At 70.9% G+C, this 23,175-nt stretch carries 18 protein-coding genes; 13 read left to right on the top strand and 5 right to left on the bottom strand.

Annotated features, from left to right (window positions below; genetic code table 11):
• The first annotated feature begins 64 nt into the window (after positions 1-64).
• On the top strand, positions 65-1,792 hold the full coding sequence (locus NIE79_RS24685; RefSeq protein ID WP_238680838.1) for an ABC transporter ATP-binding protein: 1,728 nt from the start codon (positions 65-67) through the stop codon (positions 1,790-1,792).
• The gene (locus NIE79_RS24680) at positions 1,789-3,567 is read left to right on the top strand and encodes an ATP-binding cassette domain-containing protein (RefSeq protein ID WP_238680837.1); all 1,779 of its coding nucleotides are present in this window, start codon (positions 1,789-1,791) and stop codon (positions 3,565-3,567) included. The genes NIE79_RS24685 and NIE79_RS24680 overlap by 4 nt, the downstream gene beginning before the upstream one ends.
• A gap of 20 nt (positions 3,568-3,587) precedes the next feature.
• On the opposite strand, the gene NIE79_RS24675 is transcribed toward NIE79_RS24680, so the two are convergent.
• The 3 genes from NIE79_RS24675 to NIE79_RS24665 all read right to left on the bottom strand — a co-directional run bounded on the left by NIE79_RS24675 (position 3,588) and on the right by NIE79_RS24665 (position 7,488).
• Positions 3,588-4,172 (bottom strand): response regulator transcription factor, encoded by a 585-nt coding sequence (locus NIE79_RS24675; RefSeq protein WP_238680836.1) that lies wholly within the window; start codon positions 4,170-4,172, stop codon positions 3,588-3,590.
• Between the two features lie 120 nt (positions 4,173-4,292).
• Positions 4,293-4,901, bottom strand: a complete 609-nt coding sequence (locus NIE79_RS34075) for a response regulator transcription factor (protein WP_238680835.1) — start codon at positions 4,899-4,901, stop codon at positions 4,293-4,295.
• Positions 4,902-6,348: 1,447 nt separating this feature from the next.
• Positions 6,349-7,488: a substrate-binding domain-containing protein gene (locus tag NIE79_RS24665; protein ID WP_238680834.1), complete on the bottom strand. Its 1,140-nt coding sequence runs from the start codon at positions 7,486-7,488 to the stop codon at positions 6,349-6,351.
• A 308-nt stretch (positions 7,489-7,796) separates the two neighbouring features.
• Here NIE79_RS24665 and NIE79_RS24660 point away from each other — a divergent pair, with 308 nt between their 5' ends.
• The 10 genes from NIE79_RS24660 (at position 7,797) to NIE79_RS24615 (ending at position 18,212) form a co-directional block, all read left to right on the top strand.
• A complete protein-coding gene (locus tag NIE79_RS24660; protein WP_238680833.1) occupies positions 7,797-9,800 on the top strand; it encodes a DUF2264 domain-containing protein in 2,004 nt (667 codons plus the stop codon).
• A 42-nt stretch (positions 9,801-9,842) separates the two neighbouring features.
• On the top strand, positions 9,843-11,147 hold the full coding sequence (locus tag NIE79_RS24655; RefSeq protein WP_238680832.1) for an ABC transporter substrate-binding protein: 1,305 nt from the start codon (positions 9,843-9,845) through the stop codon (positions 11,145-11,147).
• Between the two features lie 116 nt (positions 11,148-11,263).
• A complete protein-coding gene (locus NIE79_RS24650; protein ID WP_238680831.1) occupies positions 11,264-12,127 on the top strand; it encodes a carbohydrate ABC transporter permease in 864 nt (287 codons plus the stop codon).
• Positions 12,127-13,020 carry a carbohydrate ABC transporter permease gene (locus NIE79_RS24645; protein ID WP_238680830.1) on the top strand — a complete coding sequence of 298 codons (894 nt, stop codon included), beginning with the start codon at positions 12,127-12,129 and terminating at the stop codon, positions 13,018-13,020. The genes NIE79_RS24650 and NIE79_RS24645 overlap by 1 nt, the downstream gene beginning before the upstream one ends.
• Positions 13,021-13,025: 5 nt before the next feature.
• Complete coding sequence (locus tag NIE79_RS24640; protein ID WP_238680829.1) at positions 13,026-13,703, top strand: hypothetical protein; 678 nt, start codon at positions 13,026-13,028, stop codon at positions 13,701-13,703.
• 84 nt (positions 13,704-13,787) lie between these two features.
• Positions 13,788-14,972: a glycoside hydrolase family 88 protein gene (locus NIE79_RS24635; RefSeq protein WP_238680828.1), complete on the top strand. Its 1,185-nt coding sequence runs from the start codon at positions 13,788-13,790 to the stop codon at positions 14,970-14,972.
• Between the two features lie 45 nt (positions 14,973-15,017).
• Positions 15,018-15,842: a 5-deoxy-glucuronate isomerase gene (gene iolB / locus NIE79_RS24630; protein ID WP_238681165.1), complete on the top strand. Its 825-nt coding sequence runs from the start codon at positions 15,018-15,020 to the stop codon at positions 15,840-15,842.
• 89 nt (positions 15,843-15,931) lie between these two features.
• Positions 15,932-16,321 carry a GntR family transcriptional regulator gene (locus tag NIE79_RS24625; protein ID WP_238680827.1) on the top strand — a complete coding sequence of 130 codons (390 nt, stop codon included), beginning with the start codon at positions 15,932-15,934 and terminating at the stop codon, positions 16,319-16,321.
• Positions 16,318-17,199 carry an ABC transporter ATP-binding protein gene (locus NIE79_RS24620; RefSeq protein WP_238680826.1) on the top strand — a complete coding sequence of 294 codons (882 nt, stop codon included), beginning with the start codon at positions 16,318-16,320 and terminating at the stop codon, positions 17,197-17,199. Before NIE79_RS24625 ends, NIE79_RS24620 begins: the two co-directional genes overlap by 4 nt.
• On the top strand, positions 17,196-18,212 hold the full coding sequence (locus NIE79_RS24615) for an ABC-2 membrane transporter-related protein (protein ID WP_238680825.1): 1,017 nt from the start codon (positions 17,196-17,198) through the stop codon (positions 18,210-18,212). Before NIE79_RS24620 ends, NIE79_RS24615 begins: the two co-directional genes overlap by 4 nt.
• Positions 18,213-18,515: 303 nt before the next feature.
• Here NIE79_RS24615 and NIE79_RS24610 read toward each other — a convergent pair whose 3' ends face one another.
• Both NIE79_RS24610 and NIE79_RS24605 read right to left on the bottom strand, forming a co-directional pair.
• Positions 18,516-20,294 (bottom strand): vWA domain-containing protein, encoded by a 1,779-nt coding sequence (locus NIE79_RS24610; RefSeq protein ID WP_238680824.1) that lies wholly within the window; start codon positions 20,292-20,294, stop codon positions 18,516-18,518.
• An 84-nt stretch (positions 20,295-20,378) separates the two neighbouring features.
• Positions 20,379-21,671, bottom strand: a complete 1,293-nt coding sequence (locus tag NIE79_RS24605; protein ID WP_238680823.1) for a serine/threonine-protein kinase — start codon at positions 21,669-21,671, stop codon at positions 20,379-20,381.
• A gap of 430 nt (positions 21,672-22,101) precedes the next feature.
• Between NIE79_RS24605 and NIE79_RS24600 the strand changes: the two genes are divergently transcribed.
• On the top strand, positions 22,102-22,917 hold the full coding sequence (locus tag NIE79_RS24600; RefSeq protein WP_372471792.1) for a SigB/SigF/SigG family RNA polymerase sigma factor: 816 nt from the start codon (positions 22,102-22,104) through the stop codon (positions 22,915-22,917).
• The last annotated feature ends 258 nt before the right edge of the window (positions 22,918-23,175 follow it).

Here is a 23,175-nt window from a genome sequence, read left to right as displayed (position 1 = left end):
CACGTGGGGCCCTGGGTGGGTAGACGTGCCGACCCAGGGCAACCGCGTACCAACGGGAGGACCGATGCCGACGTTCGCCGTGGGGGACAGGCTGCTGCGGCAGACGGTCCTGGCGGGCGGCGGCTGGACCGCCGGACTCGCGGCGGTCGCGCTGCTCGGTGCGGCCGCCGAACTGTTGCTACCCGCGGCGCTGGGCCGCGCCGTCGACGCCGCCCTCACCGGCGGCTCCGGCTGGTGGGCGGTGTCCGCCTGCGCCCTCGTCATCGTCCTCATCTGCGTCGATACCCTGACGGACCTGGCCAGCGGGTTCGGCGCGGCGCGCGCCACCGCCGGGCTGCGCCGGCGGCTACTGCGTCACCTGTTCGCCCTGGACGTCCGCGCCACCCGCCGACACCCGGTGGGTGACCTCGTCGGCCGACTGGTCGGCCAGGCCGCCGACGCGGGACAGGCCGGCAACGCCGTGGTCCTGGCCATCGTGGCGGTGCTTCCGCCGCTCGGCAGCGTCGTCGCGCTCACCATCATGGAACCGGTCCTCGGGGTCACCCTGCTCGCCGGTCTCGGCCTGCTCGCCGTCCTCATGCGCGCCTTCGTGGCCGACGCCTCGACTGCGACCGCCGGGTACCAACGGGTGCTCGGCAGCATCGCCGGCCGACTACTGGAGTCGCTGACCGGTGCCCGCACCATCGCCGCCGCCGGCACCACCCGTCGCGAGGAGGACCGGGTGCTGGCGGCCCTACCGGAGCTGGACCGGCACGGCCGGCGCACCTGGCGACTGCTGGCCCGCGCGAGTGCGCGCACCTCGGCCGTGGCACCGCTGCTGAACCTGAGCGTCATAGCGGTCGGCGGCTACGCCCTGACCGCAGGTTGGCTCACGCCGGGTGAACTGGTCGCCGCGGTCCGGTACGCGGCCATCGGCGCCGGGCTCGGTGCAGTGCTCGCCACCCTGAACCACCTGGTCCGCAGCCGCGCGGGAGCGCACCGGGTCGCCGAACTGCTGACGCAGCCCGCCACGCCGGCAGGTGATCGCCGGCTTCCACCCGGCGGCGGCGCTCTGCGGCTGCGGGGGGTGTGCGTGTACGCCGACGACGGCCGGCCCATCCTGGACGGCGTCGACCTGGACGTGCCGGCCGGCGCGACAGTGGCGGTCGTCGGCGCGTCCGGTGCCGGCAAGTCGACCCTGGCGGCCGTGGCGGGACGGCTGTACGACCCCGACGGCGGTGAGGTGCGACTGGACGGGGTGCCGCTGCGGGACCTGGACGCGGCGACGCTGCGCCGGGCCGTCGGCTACGCCTTCGACCGGCCGGTGTTGATCGGCGCGACAGTCCACGACGCGATCGGCTTGGCGCTGCCGGTCGACTCGGCGGCACCGCCGGCCGATCGGAGCCCGGCCACGCCGGACGTTCTGCGGGCGGCCCGGATGGCGGCGGTCGCCGACGTGATCGACCGTCTACCCAGCGGCTACCGCACCCCGCTGGTGGACACCCCGCTCTCCGGGGGCGAGACCCAACGCCTCGGCCTGGCCCGCGCGTTCGCCGCTGAGCGGCTGCTCATCCTGGACGACGCTACGTCGAGCCTCGACACCGCTACCGAACACCGGATCACCGAGGCGGTTCTCGGACGCGCTGGGGGACGTACCCGACTGGTGGTCACCCACCGAACCGCGGCGGCCGCGGCGGCCGACCTCGTCGCCTGGCTCGACGGCGGTCGGCTCCGCGGCGTGGCGCCGCACCGGCACCTGTGGGCCGAAGCGGACTACCGTGCCGTCTTCCAGCCGGCCGGCGGTGGATCGTGAGCCGTCCCGGCGTACGCCGAGTGACCTGGCGGGCGCTGCGGGCCCGCCGGCGGGAGCTCGCCGGGCTCGGCGGCTGGTCGCTCGTCGAGTCGCTGCCCGCGCTGCTCGCCGGCTACCTGGTCGCCCGCGCCGTAGACGAGGGTTTCCTGGCCGGACGTCTGCTCAACGGCCTGGCCTGGTTGGGGGTCCTCGCCGTGGCCGTCCTGGTCGGCGCCGCGGCCACCGGTCGGACGTACCGGAGCCTCGGCGGGGTGGTCGAGCCGTTCCGCGACGACGTGGCCGCCCAGGTGATCCGGGGCGCGCTTCGTGACGCCACCCGGGCGGGCGGCCGCCCGGACAGCGCCGCCGTGACCCGGCTGACGCACCAGATGGAGATCATCCGCGACACCTTCGCCGGTCTGCTGATGGTGACCCGCGGTTTCCTCTTCTCCGCTGGCGCGGCCCTGCTCGGCCTGTTCGCCCTGGCACCGGTGGTGGCGGCGCTGGCGGTCGCGCCGCTGGTCGCCGGTCTGGTCGTGTTCCTCGCCGCGCTGCCGGCGATGGTCACGCACCAGCGCGCATACGTCCGGGCCGGTGAGCAGCTCGGCCAATCGGCCGCGACCGCCCTGGCCGGTCACCGTGACGTGCTGGCCTGCGGCGCGCAGACACGCGTGTCGGAGGAGGTGGCACGCTGGGTGTCGGCGCAGGCCGCCGCCGAACGCATGCTCGCCCGGATGGCGGCGATCCGCAGTCTCAGCCTCGGCATCGGCGGCTGGCTGCCACTGCTGGTGCTGGTCGTGACCGCCCCGTGGCTGGTCGAGCGTGGTCTCACCGCCGGCGCGGTGCTGGGCGCGCTGATCTACGTCTCCACCGGTCTGCAACCCGCGCTGCACACCCTGGTGCAGGGCCTCGGCGGCGGCGGGCTCCGCTACGCGGTCACACTGGAGAACATCCTGCGCGCCTATCCGGTCTCCGACGACCAGCGTCCGTCAGCCCTCGCCGCCCGAATGCCCCGCTGCCGACCACCCACCGGTGCCGCCGGCAACCCGCCAGCCGTCGAGGTCCGGGAACTGACCTTCGGCTACGGCCCGCGCGCCCGGCCCGTCCTGCGGAACTTCTCGCTGACACTTGACGATCGGGAGCATCTCGCCGTGGTGGGGCCGAGCGGTGCGGGCAAGTCCACACTGGCCGCCCTGGTGGCCGGTCTGGTGCCGCCGCAGGCGGGCACTGTCCACCTGGCCGGCACGGCGGTCGCCGAGGTCGAGCCGGCCGTTCTCGCCCGGATGCGAGTGCTGGTGCCCCAGGAGGCGTACGTCTTCACCGGCAGTTTCGCCGACAATCTCCGCTACCTTCGCCCGGATGCCGATGACCACGCGCTGGAGGACGCCCTCGACACGCTCGGCGCGCGTCCCCTGGCGACCCGACTGGGCGGCCTGGGCGCGCCGGTCGCGCCCGCCCTGCTCTCCGCCGGCGAGCGGCAACTCATCGCGGCGGTCCGGGCCTGGCTGGCACCCGCCCCGCTGGTGGTCCTCGACGAGGCGACCTGTCACCTGGACCCGGCGCTGGAAGCGACTGTCGAGACCGCCTTCACCCGGCGACCCGGCAGCCTCGTGGTGATCGCACACCGGATCAGTTCCGCGCTGCGGGCAGGTCGGGTGCTGGTCCTCGACGGCGACGAGCCCGTGGTGGGGACGCACGACCAGTTGCTGGCCGGCTCGGCCACCTACCGGGCGCTCGTCGGCTGCTGGGACGACTCGACGGTGCCGTCCCCGGCGGCGGCGGCGCGGCAGGGCTGAACCCCGCGCATCCGCGCCGGTCAGATCCAGCCCGCCTCGCCGGCCATCCGTACGGCTTCCACCCGGGTACGCGCGCCCACCTTCCGGGCGATCCGACCGAGATGGTTGCGGACGGTGCCACGAGTGAGCCCGAGCGACGCTGCCACCTCCGCGACCGGCGCCCCCGCTGCCGTCAGCCGCAACACCTCCGTCTCGCGGCTGGTCAGGGGGCCGTCCGAGCGCAGCGCCGCGACGACGAGATCCGCGTCGAGGACGGGCTCCCGGCGGGCGAGCCGACGGATGCCGTCGATGACCCGCTGGGGGGCGGCGTCACTGCGCAGGATGCCGACCGCCCTGGTCGGGCACAGCATGCCTCGCAGCCGCCGGGCCCGATGTGGGTGAGCCAGCACCAGGACGGGGCACCGGCCGAGGCGGTCGGGATCGACTCCCTCGACGAAATCGAGATCGGCCACCACCACGTCGGGGCGTTGGGCGCGGACGGCAGCGGAGACCTCGTCGCCGCGATCCACCTCCGCCACGACACGGATGTCCTCCTCGGCGGCGAGGACGAACGACAGCGCGCCCAGAACCAGGGCGCCGTCCAAGGCGAGCAGGGTACGGATCACGATGAACCTTCCCGCACTCCGATGAGTGATCACAGAACGTCAACATTCAAACACGCATCCGGTGGGGCCGCACGGCGACGGGGGCGGGTCCGGAGGACATGTCCGGACCCGCCCCGACGATCACAACCAGCCGTTACGCCGCGCGCGCGACACCGCCTCCAACCGGTTGCGAGCCCCGGTCTTGCGCAGAATCACCGACAGGTGATTGCGCACCGTCCCGTGCGCCAGGTAGAGGCGGACGGCGATCTCCTTCAGGGGCAGACCCTCGGCCGCCATCCGCAGCACGTCCATTTCCCGATGCGTCAACGGCATCTCCGGGGGACTCAGCACCGCGACCGCCGCTGCCGGGTCGATCGCCCGCTCCCCGGCCGCGAGCGCGCGGATCGCCCGCACCAACTCGGCCAGCGAGCTGTCCTTGCCGACCAGGCCGCGTGCGCCGGCTGCCAGCGCCGCCTCCACCAGCGCCGGACTCCACCGAGGGCTCATCGCCAACACGGCGGCGTGCGGCGCCTCGACGTCGATCCGGGCGACCATCTCCACCGGGTCGGGCAACTCCGGTGTCAGGGCCAGCACCACTACCTGTGGTCGGCACCGCCGGACCACCGTCAACAACTCGCCGACTCCCTCGACGTCGGCGACCACCTCCATGTCCTCCTCGCGTGACAGCGCGGCGCAGAGCGCCCCGCGGAGCAAACCCATGTCCTCGGCGACGACAACGTGGATCACCACGTTTTCTCCGATCTCAGGTACGCGTCACGACGGCCACCGACCCCGGAACGTCCACGGGTTGGTCAGGGCGGTCGTGCGCTACAGACGGGTGGGCGTCGGCCCACGGCACCGTCACGGCGGACGGGCGCGGACACTGATCGACCGACCAGTGGTGGAACAGCCGCTCGGGCCAGCCACCGGGGTCGGTCGACCCGCCTCAGCCAGGGCGGGCGATCGCAGACGGAGTTCGGCTCTCGACCAGAAGCGGCACGAGTTCGCAGGGCTGCCCGGCAGCGAGGTGCGACTGCCGATCGAGCGGGCGGACCAGCCCTGGTCCAGGTGTCGATCCACTGTCGACACCAGCGGCATCCTGGTCGGCGGGCGCGACCGGCTGGCCAGAATGCTCACCCTCCGGTTCCACCGGTGCCGGGTGTGCGGCGAGGCGCCCGGTCGGGGCCGTGGCACGCGTGGGACCGACGACGGACAACCGCGGTGGCGTGGCCGGGGCCGGCGGCACTGCGGCGGGTACGGGGGTCAGCGCCGGACCCCCCAGTGGCGGCGGAACTGTCGGTATGGGAGCCGGGTGGGTCACCGGCACGGCGGCCAGCCCGAGCGCTGGGGGAGAGGGCAGTGGCGGTGTCGCCCCCGGAACGGTCACGGGGCAGACAGCGGGTCGAAAAACGGCATCGGCGACCCGGAGGAGCGCCATGACGACGGGCCGGATCGGCACGGTGCTCACGACATCGACGACGTACGGCAGGGGGGCGGTGATCAGGCCCACCGCTGGCAGATCGCCTTGTCCGTGCAGCGCGGGCGGCTTGGGTGCGGCGGTGGCTGGCTTTCGTGGTGGATCGGCGGCCGGCCGCGACAGCCCGACACGATGAGCCGCGCGAGCCACGGAGGCCGGCCGGAGCCTTTTGCGCTCCGCCGCCGCGCCGGGGGGAACGGGTGCACCGACCCTCGACGCACCCGTCAATCGTCGAGACTCCGTCGAGAGGGGCCTGTCGCGGGGGACGACGGTGCCACCGGTCGGCCCTGCCAGCGGGGTATGGTGCCCGTGGCGGCGACTGTCGTCGGCGCCCGCGGCTCGGTGGCGGCCCTGGTTGGGGCGCTCGGCGACAGTGAACCGTGCGACCGACTCGACCAGACCGCCGAGCGTCCGATGAGGCTCGTCACCGGACCCGCTGCGCAACCCGTCGGCGGCGGCCGGGCCCTGAAACAGTGCGGCCACGACGAAACCGGCCCCGACGGCGGCGGCGATCAGCACCAGCCGCCGGGCGAATCCGCGCAGCCGGCCGGCCACAAGCGGCGCGGATCGGCCCGGCGCAGACGCCGACGCGGTCTCGGTGACGGGACTTCGCACGCGGGCACGACCCCTTCCCTCTGGACTGCTGACCCATAGTAGCGATGCGCTCACGTCATCGCATCCGGTGAGGTGCGCGCTCGTCGACAGGGTGCGGAGGACCGCCTACGCCGGTGGCGGCGCGCTCGACCCTCGGATCCGCAGCGATGGGCTGATGACGACCCGGTGGGTGGGGCGGTCGGGGTCGGCGAGCCGGTCGGCGACGAGACGCACTGCGGCTCGCCCGATTGAGCGTCGCGGCGGTCGGACCGCGGTCAGCGGCGGGCTGAAGAGCCCGGCGACCTCGTCGTCGTACGCCACGATGGAGAGGTCGCCGGGAACCGACAGGTGCCGCTCCTCGCAGTGCTGCACCAGCGCGATCGCCTCCGCGTCGGCGTGCACCAGCAGCGCCGTCGTCCTGGTCGCCTGGCACTGGTCGAGGATGCTGTTGAGCACTGTGTCCCGCTCGGGTGACCGTGCGTCGGGTGCCACGGCCACCACCGTCGCGTCCGGGTCGAGGCCGCACTCGGTAGTGGCGTCGAGCCAGCCGCGCCGTACGTGCTGGCTGGTGGGGCTGTTCGCGTCGAGCACCAGGCCGACCTTGCGGTGTCCGAGCGAGGTGAGGTGGCGCACCGCCATGGCCGCGCCGAGCGCGTGGTCGGTGACCACCGACTCCATGACCGCGTGGTGGCTGCCCACCGTGGCGGTGCGTTCCAGCAGGACGACCGGGACGCCGACCTGGTCGAGCCACTCGATGGTGCGTTCGGCGCTCGGTGTGTCCATGCTCGGCGCGATGATCAGCGCGTCGGCGCCCATCCGCTCCACGAGGCGGGCCAGATGCGGCTGGTCGTCGTCACTGTCGTAGGAGGAGCCGCGCAGAACGACACGCATGTCGAGCTCACGGGCGGCGCCCTCGACACCGCGAGCCACGTCCGGCCAGTAGTAGTCCAGAGAGGGCACGAGCATCCCGAGGACGCGCCCGGCCAGCGGGCCGATGCCGGCGGCGGGTGGCTCGTCGGCTGCCGGGGCGTCGTCCGGCAGGATCAGGGAGACGCCGCCGTGGACGCGGCGCACCAACCCTTCGGCGGCCAGCTCCGCGATGTCGCGCCGGATGGTGACCGGCGCGGCGCCCAGCACGTGGGACAGGTCGGAGATGCGCATCGAGCCGTCCCGTTGCAGGGCTGCCAACAGTTGCTGGCGGCGGGCGACCTGAAGCGGCCCTCGGGACCCCTCCGCCGTGGCGACGACAGGACTGTCCTTGGTCATGGGGGGCCTCCGGGGAACGCTTCGTGCGGCGAGAGCTCTTGCAGGGTGCGGGCGAGCTAGCCGGCTGGGCCGGACGCGGTGATGAGCGACTGTGAACGATTGTGATCGTATCAGAGCGCTTGATGCATCAAGGCAGTGTTGTGCGCTCTCTTGATCGGTTGTGTCCACACTGGTTTGAGAGCGGCATTGACTTGCTCTGTTGTGAGCGTTTTACTTCGGAAACCCGGCGGATGTCTGTACGTCACATTCATGGGCAACGCCCCGCTCGCCACATTCCACGGAGACGGCCCGATGCGACAGGACCTCGGATGACGTTCGGGACAGCCGACCGGCTGGCACCGGGGACGAACCCGGATGCCCCGGGAGCCGCGACCTGGCAGCGTGATGACTGGCTGGCCCTCGCCGACCGGATGCTCGCCGCGGCCCGGCCGTTCGCGTCGCCCGGCCACGCCCTCGTCACCTTTCCCGGCCCAGAGGGCGGTTACGGGCGGGCCATCGACGGCCTGGAGGGGTTCGCTCGCACCTTCCTGCTGGCCGGCTTCCGCATCGCCGGTGCCCGGGGCGTGGGCGTGGACGATCTCGTGGACCGGTACGCGGCTGGTATCGCCGCCGGCACCGACCCGAGGTCTCCGGACCGTTGGGTGCGCCTGGACGAGCATCCCCAGGCCAAGGTGGAGGCTGCCTCCATCGCGCTGGTCCTGGACCTGACCCGCCCGTGGATCTGGGACCGGTTGCCGTCCGCCGTGCGGGAGCGGGTAGTGGACTATCTGCGCCCGGCGGTCGGCGACGACACGTACCCACGCATCAACTGGGTCTGGTTCCGGCTGGTCGTACAGACGTTCCTGCGTTCGGTTGGCGGGCCGCACTCGCTCGACGAGATGGCCGAGGACCTGCGCACGCACGACGGCTTCGCCCGCGCGGACGGCTGGATGTCCGACGGGCCGCACCGCGCCTACGACCACTACGTGGGCTGGGCCCTGCACCTGTACCCGACGTTGTGGGCCCGGATGGCCGGTGCCGCGGACCTGGCCGAGCAGCGCCGCGAACGGGACCTGGCCGGCCTCGACCGTTTCCTGAGCGATGCGGTAGCGCTCGTGGGCGCCGACGGATCACCGTTGATCCAGGGGCGAAGTCTGACCTACCGCTTCGCCGCGGCGGCGCCGTTCTGGGTCGGCGCCATCGCCGGAGTGCCCTCGGTCAGCCTCGGCCGGTTGCGCGGCGCGGCCACCCGCATCGTGCGTCACTTCGTCGCCAACGGCGCCCTGGACGAACGAGGCCTGCTCACAGTCGGCTGGCACGGGCCGTGGCCGCGTCTGGCGCAGTCGTACTCCGGGCCGGGCTCGCCGTACTGGGCCAGCAAGGGCCTGCTCGGCATCGCGCTACCCGCCGACCATCCGATCTGGACGACGTCGGAGGAACCGCTGCCGGTCGAGGAGCGGGACACGCTGCGGGCGGTGCACGCGCCCGGTTGGCTGATCTCTGGCACCCGTGCCGACGGCATCGTCCGCGTCGTCAACCACGGCACCGACCACGCCGTCGAGGGTGCCACCGTCTCAGATTCCCCGCTCTACGCCCGACTGGGCTACTCCACAGCCACCACCCCGGTCCTCGACGACAGCGGCTGGGCCGGTCCGCTCGACCAGTCCGTCACTCTCGTCGACGACGCGGGCCGGGTCACCCACCGCGCCGGCATGCGCCTGCTGACCGTTCACGTCGACGCCAACGGCGTGGGCGTGGCCGGGTCACGTGCCCTCGCCCACTGGGTCGACCCGGATCCGGGTCAGCGCGATCACGGCGGCGGCCGCGAAGGTCCGTCCCGAGCGGCCGGGCACCTCACCGTGTATTCGCTGGTCCGCGGCCCCTGGGAACTACGTCTGACCCGCGTCGACGGCCTCGCCGACGGCGTCGAGGCGGCTGCGCTGAGGCTACGGATCGGCGGCTGGGCACTTGCCGGGGATGCGACGGCCACCGCCGGCGGCGGTGTGGCGGTCGTAACCGGGGCCGACCTGACCAGCCGGCTCGAAAGCGTTCACGGCGGTGGAACGGCCGGCGTCACCGCCGTTCCGTACGGCGGGCCCCTGGACGGCGGGCTGGTCGTGCCCTGGCTGGACCACCCCGTCCGGCCGGGCGCATGGGTCGCCACAGTCACCGAGCTGTCCAGGGTGCCGGTGGCCACGGCCGGGCAGGCATGCCAGGCCGTGGTCGACGAGGACGGCCGAGGCCTCCACGTGGCGGTCGACTGGCCCGACGGGATCAGCACGTCGACCCGTCTGGACATGGAGCATGCCAGGCCCACCCAGGCGTCCTGGTAGCAGTGCGGGCCCGTCCGGGCCCCTTGACCTAAGGAGAGAGGGATGAAGCGTGCGATACCGGCCGTCATCAGCGCTGCGACGGCCCTGACGCTTGTTCTCGCCGGTTGCGGCGGCGGAGACGAGCCAGTCGACCCCAACGCCCCGGTGACCATCACGCTGGCCGGCTGGAGCCTGTCGTCCACGCCCGAGTTCAAGACGCTCGCCGACGGCTTCAAGGCGAGCCACCCGAATGTGACTGTGGAGCTCAAGGAGTACGCCCCAGGCAACGACTACGACACCCAGATGATCACTGACCTGGCCGCCGGCACCGCACCGGACGTCTACGTCATGAAGAACCTCAAGAACTTCTACACGTACCAGAGCGGTGGTCAGCTGCTCGACGTCTCCGACACCACCTCCGGTCTCGGCTCGAGCCCGGCGCTCGCGTCGTACCAGGTGGATGGCAAGGCGTACGCGGTGCCGTACCGGCAGGACTCGTGGGTGTTGTTCTACAACAAGGACTTGTTCGCGAAGGCCAAGGTGGCGCCGCCGGACGGCAGTTGGACCTGGGACGACTACACCGACGCGACGAAGCGACTGCACACCGGGCTGAAGGGGGCCGGTTCGAAGGCGACCGGCGCCTACCAGCACACCTTCCAGTCGACAGTGCAGGGATTCGCGCTCGCCCAGACCCCCAACGCGGACCTGCTCTCCGGGGACTTCGGCTACCTGAAGCCGTACTACGAGCGGTCACTGGACCTGCAGGCGGCCGGCGCGCAGCCGACCTTCGGCACGGCGAAGACCAACAAACTCACCTACCAGGCGCAGTTCGGCAAGCAGCAGTCGGCGATGCTGCTGATGGGCACCTGGTACGTGGCCACGCTGCTCAACCAGCGACAGAGCGGTGACGCCGACAAGTTCCAGTGGGGGATCGCCCCGGCGCCGCAGTTCGACAAGTCCACCACCGGCACCTCCGCCACACCTGTCACCTTCGGTGACCCGACCGGCTTGGGGATCAACCCGAAGATCAGCAAGTCCAAGACCGCCGCGGCCAAGGCCTTCCTCCAGTACGCCGCCGGCCCGGATGCCGGCAAGGCGCTGGCCGGGATCGGCATCACTCCGGCCCAGGTCACCGACGCGGTCACCGCGAGCCTGTTCGGGTTGGACGGCGTACCGCAGGACGAGCTGTCGAAGTTCGCCTACGCCAAGCACACCATCAAGCCGGAGAACCCGGTGTCGAAGCACACCGCCGGCCTGCAGAACCTCCTCAACGAGACGCACTCGGCGATCCTCTCCGACAGCAAGGGCGTCGACGCGGAGCTGAGCAAGGCGCAGGACCGCGCCAAGAACGAAGTCCTCAACCAGTGAGCTGATGGCGGGCCCGGCGCGCCTGCGCCGCACGCCGGTCCCGCCCCCAGGCCGAACGCTTCCGGAGACTCCCTATGGCAACATTGCCGCGCACAAGACCCAGGAACCGGCGGCTGGTGTCGCGCAACACGGTCGCCGGCTGGTCGTTCATCCTTCCCAACTTTCTCGGCTTCGCCGCGCTGACCCTGCTACCCGTCGTCGTGCTGTTCTACGTGGCCTTCACCAACTGGAACGTCTTCGGGGTGGCCGAGTGGACCGGCACCGCCAACTTCCGGCGGATGTGGGACGACTCGAGCTTCTGGACCGCACTGCGCAACACCGTCTACTACGCCGCCTTCCACATCCCGCTGACCCTCGCGGCGGCACTCGGGCTGGCGCTGCTACTCAACCGCAAACTGCGTGGCGTGCGGTTCTTCCGCACCATCGCCTTCTTCCCCTACATCACCTCGATCGTGGCGATCGCGGTCGTCTGGAACCAGCTGTTCAGCCCGGAGTACGGCCCGATCAACGCTCTCCTCGGTGCCGTCGGGGTGGACGATCCCCCGGGCTGGACCGCGTCGGCGACCTGGTCGATGCCGGCGGTCATCATCGTCGGCACCTGGCGGTACATGGGCTACTACATGCTGTTGTTCCTGGCCGGCCTGCAGACCATCCCGGCCCAGCTCTACGAGGCGGCCGAGACCGACGGCGCCTCACCGTGGCAGCGGTTCGTGCACGTGACCCTCCCCGGGTTACGAACCACGACCTTCTTCGTCACGGTGCTGCTCACCATCGAAAGCTTCAAGGTCTTCGACCTCATCCTCGTGATGACCGGCGGCGGACCGGGCCAGTCGACACTGGTGCTCTCGCAGTACATCTACCAGAAGGGCTTCGAGGAGAACCAGTTCGGCTACGCCTCGGCGGTCTCCATCGTCCTGTTCGCCATCTGCTTCGGCATCACGGTCATCCAGTTCATGGTCAACAAGCGGAGGAACAGCTGATGACCGCGACCGACCTCTCCACGCCCGTCCCGGCCGTCGTCGCGCCCGGCAATCGCGCGCCCCGTCGACCGGTCCGGTCCCTGGGCGGGCGGATCCTCGGGTACGCCGCCCTCGCGCTGGCGGCGGCCGGGCTGTTGCTGCCGTTCTTCTGGATGGTGGTGGCGTCGTTGAAGACCAACAACGACGTCTTCACCATCCCGATCACCTGGCTCCCGGATCCGGTGGTGTGGCGAAACTACCTCGACATCTGGCAGCGCTCGGACATGACGACGTGGCTGTGGAACACCCTGCTGCTGTCGGTGATCGTCACCTTCCTGCAGGTGTTCACCGGCAGCTTCGCGGCCTACGGCTTCGCCCGGGTCCGCTTCCCCGGCCGCAACCTGCTCTTCCTGGCGTACGTCGGGACGATCGCGGTGCCCTGGCAGTCGTACATGATCCCGCAGTTCATCCTCATGTCGAAGCTGCACCTGTCGAACACGCTGTGGTCGATCGTCGCGATCCAGGCGTTCGGCGCGATCGGCGTGTTCCTGATGAAGCAGTTCTACGAGACGATCCCCGAGGAACTCAGCGAAGCGGCGCGGGTCGACGGGCTCAGCGAGTACGGCATCTACCGGCGGATCATCCTGCCGTTGTCCCGGCCGGCGCTGGCCAGCCTGGCCCTGCTGATGTTCACCACCACCTGGAACGACTACCTCGGCCCGCTCGTCTACCTGCGCAGTCCGGAACTGCGCACCATCCAGCTGGGGCTGAACACCTTCATCTCCCAGTACAACGCCGAGTACGCGCTGATCATGACGGGCTCGGTGCTGTCAGTGCTGCCCGTCGCTGTCATCTTCCTGCTCGGCCAGCGCTACTTCATCGAGGGCGTCGCCTCGACCGGACTGAAGGGTTGAGGCCCATGCGTTGGCGCCACAACACCATCACCGCCGTCTTCGACGGGATCTACGCCGCGCTCGCCACCAATGTGCTGCTGGTGCTCGGGTGCCTGCCACTGGTGACGCTCGCGCTCACCACCGACGCGGCGCGGTCCTGGCCGTTGTACGCGCTGACCGCCCCGCTCTGCGCGCCAGGGCTCTGTGCGGCCTTCGCTGTCATGTCCGCCTACTCGGCCGGCGACTCCGGCGGCGTGCTGCGCACCTACTGCCGCGCCTGGCGAGCCACCGCCCGGCCCGCGATGCTCTGGACGGCGGCGGCCATGGCTGCCCTGGTCGTGCTCGCCGTCGACGCCCGCGCCGCGTGGGGCCACCGGGTCGGGGCACTCGCCCTGCCGGTGCTGGCGACCCTGATCGTCCTCACCGTCGCTACCACGCTGCTGGGGTTGGTGGCCGTCGCCGAGCGACCCACCGCGCCGCTGCGCGAGGTGGCCCGCGCCTGCGTGTATCTGGCGGTACGCCGGTGGTACCTCACCGCCGCGTCCCTGCTCGTGCTCGTGCTGCTCGCCCAGATCTTGGCGGCCCGCCCCGCGATCGCGCTCGGCCTCGCCGCCGCGCCGCTGCTCTACGTCGTGTGGGCCAACAGCCGCTTCACAGTGCGCGCCGCCCTCGACCCGCCGACGACCGCACCCCAGAGCACCTGAACACCACGTCCCGGCCATCGAGTCGGGACGCCGATGACACACCTGCCCGGCACCGGACCGGACCCACGAGGGAGAACAGCATCCATGACGGCGACCGACGTCCGTCCCAGCTCCGACGCAGAAGGCTCGGCGGCCGCGGTGGCCGCCGCGCTGCGTACCGTCGACGCGAACATCGCCACCTTCGGCGACCGGTACCCCGCGGACACCACCGACGCCAACCGCTACCCGCTCCGGCCGCCGAGTGCTGGCCAGCCCGAGGGCGCCAACGTCGGCTGGACCACCAGCTTCTGGCCGGGCATGCTCTGGCTGGCGCACGACCTGACCGGTGACGATCGCTACCTGCGGGCTGCGCTCTCCCACGTGGACAGCTTCGCCGCCCGGGTGACCGACGGCATCGACCTGGACACCCACGACCTCGGGTTCCTCTACACCCTCGCGTGCGTCACCCCGGCCCGCCGTACCGGCGACCCGCGGGCCCGAGACGCGGCTCTCGCCGCCGCCGACCACCTGATGACGCGCGTCCTCGAACCGGCCGGCATCATCCAGGCCTGGGGCGACCTGAACGACCCTCGCCAACGCGGGCGCACGATCATCGACAGCCTCATGAACACGCCGCTGCTCTTCTGGGCCAGCCAGACCACCGGCGACGACCGCTACGCCGCCGCAGCCCGCCGGCACACCGCTCAGCTACGCCAGCACATCCTGCGGCCGGACGGCACGACCTTCCACACCTTCTACTGGGACACGGACAGCGGTGCGCCGCTACGCGGGGAAACTGAACAGGGCCACTCCGACCACTCCTGCTGGGCGCGCGGACAGGCCTGGGGCATCTACGGGTTCAGCCTCAACCACCGGCACATCGGCGACCCGGCGCTGCTCGCCGCCGCGAGGACCTGCGCCGACCGCTTCCTCGCCCACCTGCCCGACGACCACGTCGCGTACTGGGATCTGGAGTTCGGCGACGGCAGCGGCCAGGAGCGGGACAGCTCGGCCGCCGCCATCGCCGCCTGCGGTCTGGTCGAACTGGCGGACGGCCTCACCGACCCGGCCAGCGCCGACCGGTACCGGACAGCCGCCGCCGAGATCCTGCGCTCACTCATCGGCCACTACTCCACCGACGGCCATCCGGTCTCGAACGCGCTGATCCTGCATGGCGTCTACGACAAACCCAAGAGCGTCGGCGTCGACGAGGGAACCCTGTGGGGCGACTACTTCTACCTGGAAGCCCTGACCCGCGCCACCATTGCGGGCTGGACCAGCCCTTGGTGACCACAGCGCACCGACCCGCACCGCCCCGCATCCCGAAAGGTGACCATGGACTACCGCTACCACTGCATCATTCCCGCCGCCGACGGCCGGAACACGCTGCCCGTCAATCCGTGCCGGCTGCTGGACTTCACACTGCTGCGGCTGTCGGCCGGCGAGTCCTGGACCGGCGAGTCCGGTGACCGGGAGATCCTGGCCGTCATCCTCGGTGGCACGGCCAGCTTCACCGTCGCCGGCCGCCACTTCCCGCAGGTCGGCGAGCGTCCGGACGTCTTCTCCGGCAAGCCGCACTCCGTCTACATCCCGGCCGGCTCCTCGGTGAGGGTCGAGGCGCTCACCGCCGTGGAGATAGCCCTACCCAGCGCACCCAGCGAACTGGCCACGGACCCCTATGTCATCGCACCGGAGCAGGTCGTGGGCGGCCGCTGGGGAGCGGCCAACTTTGGCCGTACCTATCACCAGATCCTCACCGAGATCTCCCAGCCGGACTTGCCCGCCCGCCGGCTCATCGTCGGCGAGACCTACACGCCCTCGGGCAACTGGAGCACCTACCCGCCACACCGGCACAAGGTCGACGACCTGCCCGCCGAGGCCGCACACGAGGAGATGTACTACTACCGCGTCAACCCGGCGAACGGGTTCGGCATCAGCCGGGTCTACACCGACGACGGGTACGAGGAGAACGTCACCATCCGCGACCACGTGATGCAGATGATGCCCGAGGGTTACCACACAGTGGTCAGTGCGCCCGGCTACACCACCTACTTCCTGTGGTTCCTGGCCGGCACACAGCGCACCCAGGGTGCTCGCGAGGACGCCGACCTCGCCTGGGTGGGCCAGACCGTGCCGACCCTGCGGGGCCTGGGCCTGTAATGACGTCGGTGAGAGGTGACGCCATTCGCTAGCGAACAGACCACCCGGGGCCCTATTGTGCTAGGCAACTAGTGGAATGGGGTGGCGAGGTGATCGAGTTTCACCTGGACGCACGGTCCGGGGTCGCGCCGTACATGCAGCTCATCCGACAGGTACGGCACGCGCTCCGGCTCGGAGTCCTCAACGAAGGCGACAAGCTGCCCACCGTCAAGGAGGTGGTGGCCCGGGTCGCGATCAACCCGAACACGGTGTCCAAGGCGTACCGCGAGCTGGAGTACGAGGGCCTGGTCACCGCTCGGCCCGGGCTGGGCACCTTCGTCACCCGCACGCTCGTCGGCGACTCGCTGAGCAAGCACGAACCGCTGCGGCAGGGCCTGGCGCGCTGGCTGACCGAGGCACGGGAGGCGGGCCTGGACGACGAGAGCATCGAGGCCCTCTTCCTCAGCAGCTTTCGGGCGTTTTCGGAGGCCCGAGCATGACTAGCGCACTGATCACTGACTGTCTGACCAAGCGGTACGGGCGGCGCTCCGCACTGAAGGACTGCACCCTGGACATCCCGGCCGGCCACGTCGTGGGCCTGGTCGGGCCGAACGGCGCCGGTAAGTCCACGCTGCTGCAACTGGCCTGTGGGCTGCTCGATCCGACCGCGGGGCGGATCGAGGTGCTCGGCGCGCAGCCGGTCAGCGGGTCGCCGCGGGTCGGGTTCGTCGCACAGGACACCCCGGTCTATGCCGGCCTGACCGTCGCCGACCACCTGCGGATGGGGGCGCACCTCAACCCGTCCTGGGACGGTGCGCTCGCCGAGCGGCGCATCGCCCAGGTCGGTCTGGACCCGGCACAGAAGGCGGGCAAGCTCTCCGGTGGCCAGCGTGCCCAACTGGCCCTGACCGTCGCCGCAGCGAAGCGTCCCAATCTGCTGCTGCTCGACGAGCCGGTGGCGGCACTCGACCCGCTCGCCCGGCGCAACTTCCTTCAAGGGCTGATGGAGCTGGCCGCCGAGCAGGGCATGAGCATCGTGATGTCCTCGCACCTCGTCGCCGACCTGGAACGGGTCTGCGACCACCTGATAGTGCTTGTCGCCTCCCGGGTGCGGGTGGCCGGCGACGTGGACGACCTGCTCGCCACCCACCACCGCCTGGTCGGGCGGCGGCGCGACACCACCGACCTGGGCGCCGGGCGAGCCTTGGTCGAGCAGAGTCACACCGAGGTGCAGTCGACCCTCGTGGTGCGCAGCACCGCGCCGATCGTCGACCCGTCCTGGCAGGTCGACCGGCTGGACCTGGAGGACATCGTGCTGGCGTACATGAGCGGTGCCACCGGCGACGGTGCGGGTCGGGTTCTGGAGGGGCAGCGATGATCTGGATGACCTGGCGGCAGTTCCGCACCCCGGCCCTGGCCACCGGCACCCTGTTGCTGGCGCTGCTGGTAGCTCTGGCGCTGACCTGGTCGGAGGTGACCGAGCTGTCCACGCAGACCGGATACGCCGGCTGCCAGGGCGATGCCTGTCGCGCCGCCGCCGAGTCGTTCCTCCAGGCGCTGCAACCGGGATGGGCGAGTGAGGTCCACATCGCCGCCATCGGGGCCCTCTACCTGCTGCCTGCCCTGGTGGGCATCTTCTGGGGCGCGCCGCTGGTGGCCCGGGAGTTGGAGTCCGGCACGTACCGCATGGTCTTCAGCCAGTCCGTCAGCCGCGGCCGCTGGCTGCTGGTCAAACTGGCGATCGGCGGCGCTGCCGCCGCGCTCGGTGCCGGCCTGCTCAGCCTGGTGCTGACCGAATGGGCGCAGCCGATCGACGGGGCCTCGGCGGACCGGATGAACCCGCTGGTGTTCGCGGCCCGGGGTATCGTCCCGGTTGGCTACGCGACGCTGGCCTTCGTGGTGGGTGTCGCCACCGGGCTGCTGCTGCGGCGCACCCTGGGCGCGATGGCGGTGACCCTGCTGGTGGTGGTCAGCCTCCAGATCGCCGCGCCGTTCGTGGTGCGCCCCTGGCTGGCCCAGCCGGTCACCACGGTCAGCCCTCTGACGTTCGACGGTGATTTCGGGATCTCGATGAGCCCCGACACCGGGCGGATGACGGTCCACGTCGAGCCCGACCGCAGGGGTGACTGGGTCGTGTCGAGCACCACGATCACCTCGACCGGAGCGGAGTTCACCGGTCCGGCCGACATGACCAAGTGCGGTCGGAATGCGTCCGGTGGGCGTGAGACGTGCCAGAGATGGCTGGGCGAGCAGAACCTCAGCCTGAAGGTGAGCTACGTACCCGGCTCCAAGTTCTGGGGCCTGCAATGGCGGGAGTTCGGCGTGCTGATCGCGGTGACCGTTGTGCTGTCCCTGTTCTCCCTCTGGTGGGTCCGCCGCCGACTGGTCTGACCGCACAGCCGGTGGGCCATGCCGAACTTGACGACACTGGTGGCCTTCGCCGGATTGGCCAGGGTGCGTGCGAGACCTTGGGCCGCACACACCCTGGCCGATCTGCCCCGGAGGCATCAGATTGCGGCGAGTGCCTTGGCGATGTTCCGCTCGGCGAAATCCGAGTTCACCGTGCACCAGCGCGTACTCCCGCCGTGGTGCCACCCGGTCACGGGGGTGATTCAGGTGGGCGGCGATCCGATGATGCGCATCAGCCAGGCGCGGGATCCTCTGTGGGTTGACCGCTCGACCTCTGGTCGAGATTCAGAAGCTGCTGACCAGCTTCACGAACGCCTCGTCGATCTTGGCGGGATCGGTGGCGTCGAAGGCCTTGCCCGACGATGCCTTGGCGATCCGGTCCAGTGTGGCGAAGTCCGACTCCCGGTCGAAGGCGATGCAGAACACCTTCACCGGACGCCGCGGGTCCAGGGCGACCTCGGCGAGCAACCGGGTCAGGTCGTTGTCCTTGCTGTACTCGTTCTTGCCGTCGGTCAGCACCACGATCGCGTTGATCCGCTGCGGGTCGTACCGGTCGAGCAGTTCTCGATGTGCGGCCCGGACCGTCGCGTAGAGCGCGGTACCGCCCTCGACCCGCAGGCCGGCGATCTTGCTGTTGATCCGCTTCTGGTCGAACCCGCCGAGCGGGACCTCCTCCCGGTAGGGGTTCTTCGGCCGCTGCTGCGTCTCCGAGGAGAAGGACCAGAGCCCCACCCGGTCTTCGGTGTTGAGCAGCGCGAGGCCCTTGCCTGCCGCCGCCGAGGCCACCTGGAAACGGGTACGGGTGCCGACCTTGGCCTCCATCGACCCCGAGGTGTCCAGGGCGATCAGGATGTTGGCCTTCTTGCGGAGCGTGCGCCAGCCGTCCAGCATCGCGCTCACCACCTCCGGTGCCGGCGGCTCGAAGTAGGTCAACCCGCCGCTGGGCTCGGCACCGACACTGGCGAGCAGCTCCGCCGAGGCGCGACGCTCGTGGTCCCGGAAACCGAGGCGGGCGAAGCTCTCCTGCTGGGCGTCCTCGGTCAGGAACTCCTGGAAGTCCGCAGCTGCCGCGCGCTGCCGCTCATCGGCGGAGGGCAGCACCACGAACGGGTGGTCCAGGTTGAACGTGCCCTCCCTGGGGTGGACGGCGACCAGCGGGACGTTCGGCCGGCGGCCCCGCTCCTGTCCCTCCTGCCGAGGGCTCAGCGCGCCCGTGTTGTAGAGGTCCACCAACTCCTCCTGAAGGACGATGGCGCTCATGTCGTCCGTACTGCCCGCCCCGCCGGCCAGGTCCGCCTCGGCGAGGCTGCGCAGCAGGTCCACCGAGTCGTCGCTGTAGTGCGACACGTTGGCCTCGATCCGGCGGACGAACTGGGTGACGTCCGGGTCGGCCAGGTCGGACCGGGTCAGGTCGCTGGCCCGTTGCACCGCCGCGTAGTAGGTGGCGATGGTCGCCGCCAGCCCGGAGGTGGACAGGTTCGGGTTGTCCTTGCCGAAGGTGAAACGGCCCCACTCCGGCTTGTCGAAGGCCGCCCACCCGTCCCGTCCGGACAGATCCAGGATCTCCCCCCAGCCCAGCGACCCGCGCTTGCGTATCAGCTCGGCCTTGGGCTGCGGCATCGCGATCACCAGTGGGCTGTTGGCGATCGACGGGTAGTGGTCCGGAGTCTGCAACTCCCGCCCGGCGGCATCGTCGAGCAGCCGGAGCTGGCCGGTCCACAGGCTCGACGTCGGCAGCCACACCTGTGGTTGCGGCAGACCGGTGTGGGTCCAGCCGGAAGCCAGCGCCTCGGTCGCCTTGCCCGAGTTCAACGCGCTGACGTGCACCTGGGCGCAGCCGCCGCCCTCGATCGACCGGTCGCTGCGGTTGTACCGCTCGGCCAGGTCGACCAGCAGAGCTGCCTTCTCGGTCGAGGAATTGACCTGGAGGATGGTGGCACAGTCTCCGGTGCCCGCTTCGCGCTGCCGGACGAACACGAACGCTCCGGCGATGACCACCAGCCCGGCGGTGACGGCGGCGGTGTACGGCAACCACTGCCGCGTACGCGTAGCGGGTGGGGCCATCGGGACGTCCTCCTCGGCGGGCGACTGGTGGCAGTCAACCTATCGATGCGGTGCCAGTCGGCGACTCCGACCCCGGCGCACCGGTCACCCGCGGGCGGACCGTCTCCCCAGGGCCGTCGCGACCAGCAGCCGGACCAGGTAGACCACGACGAAGGCGACCGCCCCGACCGCGGCGGCCGGGACGAGCGTGCTCGACGCGACGTAGCCGGCGGCGGCGCCAACCGAACCGAGGAAGAGCGCTGTCGAGATGCCCCAGGCGTCAAGTGCCTCACGACGCAGCCGCCGCAAGGCGCCGTCGCCGGCAGCAGCAACGCCGTGCTTCGTCGCCGGCAGGTGTGCCGGCTGCGTCTGCACCGGGAGGTGTGCCGGCTGGGTCGGCCGGGCCTGGGTTGGCACCGTCGGTCGGGCCGGCGTCTGCGGCTGCGTCGAGGATGGTTGCGGTGTCGTCGGCGTGACCTGGGGGAGCGGGTGGTCCGGCGTCGGGGCACCCGCGGTCTCGTTGCCGACCTCCAGCAGGCTCTCCCGACGTAGCGGCTCGGTGACCCTGCCGTCCTGGCGGAGCAGCCGCACCAGCACGCGCTCGGCAGCCGGCCGGTCCGCCGGCTCCTTGGCCAGGCACTCCCGGATCAACTCGTCCAGTACGGGAGGCAACGCCGGCAGGTCGGGGGCATCGTTCAGCACCCGGTGCATCACGGCGAAGAGCGAGTCGTTGCCGAAAGGCGGCCGACCACCGGCGGCGAAGGCGATAGTGGCCGCCCAGGCGAAGACGTCGCAGGGTGGACCGATCGCGTCGTTGCGGAACCGCTCCGGTGCCATGTACGCGGTGGTCCCCATGACCCGGCTCGACGCCGTCTCCGTGTTGCCCAACGCTCGGGCGATACCGAAGTCGATCACCCGAGGACCGTCCTCGCCCAGCACCACGTTGTCCGGCTTCAGATCGCAGTGCACCACCCCGGCACTGTGGATCGCGGCGAGCGCCGTGACGGTGCCGACCGCGAGCCGGTGCAGGGCGTTGCCGGTCACCGGACCGCGTTCGCGGACGTGCCGGTGCAGGGTCAAACCCTCGATGAACTCACTGACCACGTAGGGCCGCTCGCCGTCCACCTCCGCGAAGAGCACCTGCGCGGTGCAGAAAGGGGCGACCCGGCGGGCGGCGGCGATCTCCTTCACGAACTGCGACCGCGCCCGTGGATCACTCAGATCGACGTTGACCATCTTGACCGCGACCCGGTCACCGGCGTCGTCCTCACCGAGATAGACGACCCCCTGCCCACCCGCGCCCAACCGCCCGACCAGGCGATACGGGCCGGCGGTGACCGGGTCGTGCGTCCACAGTTTCGCCAACCCTGGCACCGGCGGGCCGGCCAGCTCTGACATCCCGACTCCATCAGTGACATGCCCGGCCACCGGCGGCGCAGGACACGGCCATCGTGCCATGTCGGCCGCCGACGACCGAGGACGTTCGACAATGGGTCGAGGTCGAAGAACACCCATTCGCCAAGGGCCATCCGGTACGACGCCAACAGGTGCGGCCGCGCCGGCCCCCTGCACGGCTGCTGACGAGTGGCAGAACCCTGCCGACCGTTCTAGGCTCTTCTCTGGGTCAAGCCACGTGCCCGACACGATCCCGAGTCTCGGGAGGTCCGCACGTGACCCGACGAGCCAGCGAGCGCAGCGGCCGTGAAGGCCCACCTGATGTCCATTGATACAGGTTTGCGGATGGCTGGCGACCCGCCCGGTCTGAGCACGACGCGGCCTCCCCACGCAGGGGTCGCGACGATGCCCACACCGGACAGCGGAGGAACCCATGTCCATCACTTTTGCAGGCCGGCCCGCACCCACGAACAGCTTGGCTGACCGCAGCACCACGCCCGAGTCGCCGGCCAGCCACCTCCTCGCCGTGATGGTCGCGCTGCCGACTGACCATCCGTCCAGGCCGGCCGCCCGCGCCCGGGCCATCGAGGCATGGCTTCCGTTGGCCCACCACCTCGCCCGGCGCTACAACGGCCGCGGCGAGCCGAACGACGACCTGACCCAGACGGCAGCACTGGGGTTGATCAACGCGATCGACAGGTTCGACCCTTCTCGTGGGATCGAATTCGTCAGCTACGCGGTCCCCACCATCGTGGGGGAGATCAAGCGCCACTTCCGTGACCGCACCTGGGACGTCCGCGTTCCCCGACGGTTGCAGGAGCGGCGGATGGCCATCGGCGAGGCCAACAACAGCCTCACCCAGCTGCTGGGCCGCTCACCGACCGTCACCGACATCGCCCGACATCTCGACCTCACCGAGGAGGAGATCCTCGAAGGGCTGGAAGGCGCCCGCGCCTACAACGCGGTCTCGCTGTCCACCCCGTTCGGCGATGGCACCACCTCCAGGGAACTGGGCGACACTCTCGGCGGCGACGACAACGAACTCGCCCTCGCCGAGCTCAGGGTGGCTCTCACGTCGGCGCTGGCGGTCCTTGACGACCGGGAACGGAGGGTCGTCGCACTGCGCTTTCACGGCAACCTGACCCAGCAGGGCATCGCCGAGCAGATCGGGGTGTCACAGATGCACGTGTCCCGGCTGCTGACCCGCGCGCTGGCCAAGCTGAGGATCCAGCTCAGCGCCTTACCGTGAGGTGCGGCGAGGGTGCCCTCGACCGGATCCTCCCGGTACGGCGCTGAGCTGTATCCGCAGCTTGACCGGCCCGCGGGTAGGCGGCCGGGACACGTTCATCTGTTACACCCCGACCTGCTCGACGATGCCTTGCTGCGTCAGGTTGCCTTGCAAGCTACGTGCGACTACCCCCCGTCCCCGTTCGCCCAGAACCGACAGCCCGCACGTGGGAGCACCCCGGCACTCACGGAGGGGCAGTGCGTGGGGGCGCGAGAAGCC

Source organism: Micromonospora trifolii (assembly GCF_022229005.1).
In the GTDB taxonomy this organism is placed as follows: domain Bacteria; phylum Actinomycetota; class Actinomycetes; order Mycobacteriales; family Micromonosporaceae; genus Micromonospora; species Micromonospora trifolii.
The sequence above is the reverse complement of the archived record's forward strand: the minus strand, read 5'-3'. Positions and strand labels throughout refer to the sequence as shown.